The sequence below is a fragment of the Vibrio marinisediminis genome (genome assembly GCF_014050145.1).
Taxonomy (GTDB): Bacteria; Pseudomonadota; Gammaproteobacteria; order Enterobacterales; family Vibrionaceae; genus Vibrio; species Vibrio marinisediminis.
In genome coordinates this window covers 1-282 of the sequence record NZ_JACFYF010000212.1, presented here as the reverse complement: position 1 = coordinate 282, position 282 = coordinate 1, and the positions used below count along the sequence as shown (strand labels likewise).

The following is a 282-nucleotide window of genomic DNA, read 5'->3' as shown; positions in this document are numbered from 1 at the left end:
CCCTGACAGTCCACTCGACCGTCGCCGAGGCCAGCGCTACATAGACCGGCACGCCGTTATACCGCGCCGCCAGCGCCTTGAGGTAAGTGCCGATCTTGTTGCACACGTCGCCCTGGCGGGTGGTGCGGTCGGTGCCGGTAATCACCATGTCCACGAGGCCGTGCTGCATCAGGTGACCGCCCGCGTTGTCGGTGATGTAGGTGTGCGGCACGCCGTGCTTGCCCAGTTCCCATGCGGTCAGCGCCCCCTGGTTGCGGGGGCGTGTCTCATCGACCCAGACCT

Annotated in this window: 1 pseudogene; it reads right to left on the bottom strand. The window is 66.7% G+C overall.

The features are described 5' to 3' along the window. A pseudogene (locus H2O73_RS23915) lies at positions 1-282 on the bottom strand (hypothetical protein); the annotation flags it as partial.